The 1,207-nt window shown below is 73.7% G+C and carries 1 protein-coding gene; it reads left to right on the top strand.

Annotated features, from left to right (window positions below):
- A partial coding sequence (locus tag AWZ10_RS16520) for a CDP-glycerol glycerophosphotransferase family protein (protein WP_167365958.1) occupies positions 1-1,207 on the top strand: 1,207 nt, incomplete at both ends.

Raw genomic sequence — 1,207 nt, 5'->3', positions numbered from 1 at the left:
GACCGGGCGGCGGCCGGAGCCCTGGCCGCGCTCCCCCGCCCGCGCACGCCCCTGACCCGCGCCCTGTACGCCGCCCAGCGTCGCCTTCCGCTGGACAGGAACCTCGTCGTGTACCACGGGTACCGGGGCCTCGGTGTCGGCTGCGACCCCGCCGCCGTCCATGCCAAGGCCCGCGAACTCGCCCCGCGCCTGCGCTCGGTGTTCCTCGTCGAGCCCGATGCCGTGGACGGTCTCCCCAAGGACGTCGAGTACGCCGTCATCGGCAGTCCGCGCCACTGGCAGGTCCTCGCCCGCGCCAAGTACCTCGTCGGCAACACCGACTTCGCGGACGCTGTCGTCAAGCGCCCCCGCAGCGTCCGCGTCCGGACCCAGCACGGCACCCCGCTGCGGACGACGGGCCTGGACCGGTCCCCGTACCCGGTGGTGACCGCCGCCTCCGGTGGTCTCACCGGCCTCCTCAAGCGCGTGGACCGCTGGGACTTCGGTCTCTCCGCCAACCGGCACTCCACGGAGACCTGGGAGCGGGCCTTCCCTGGCACGTACGAGCAGTTGGAGTACGGCTCTCCGCGCAACGACGTCTACTACACGGCGACGGCCGAGGAGGTGGCGCGCGCCCGGCGCGAACTGGGTGTGCCCGAGGGCAGGAAGGCCCTTCTCTACGCCCCGGCCCACCTCGACCACGACACCGGTCACGCCCCCGGCCATGAGGGCCGGCTCGATCTGGACGCGTTCTGCGAGGCGGTGGGCGAGGAGTTCGTGGTGCTGCTGCGGGCGCCCCACCTCCACGGCGCCGGGACACCCCGCAGGACCGACGACCGGATCATCGACGTCACCGCGCACCGCTCCGCCGAGGACGTCTGTCTCGCCGCCGACGCGCTGATCACCGACCACTCGTCCCTGATGTTCGACTACGCCAACCTCGACCGGCCGATCGTGATCCACGCGGAGGGCTGGGACGTCCACCGCGAGACCCGGGGCGTCTGCTTCGACCTGCCGGCCGCGCCGCCCGGTCATGTGGCCCGTACCGAGCGGGAGTTGGCGGACCTGTTCCGCGACGGCTCGTACGCGGACGTGGCGGCCGACGCCCTGCGGGCCGGTTTCCGGGAGCGGTTCTGCCAGTTCGACGACGGGCGGGCGGCCGAGCGGGTCGTCCGGCGGGTGTTCCTCGGAGAGCGGCCGGAGGCGCTGCCGCCCGTCGTGCCGCTCG

The organism is Streptomyces europaeiscabiei, from assembly GCF_001550375.1.
GTDB lineage: Bacteria > Actinomycetota > Actinomycetes > Streptomycetales > Streptomycetaceae > Streptomyces > Streptomyces europaeiscabiei.
This window is presented reverse-complemented; position numbering and strand designations above follow the sequence as displayed.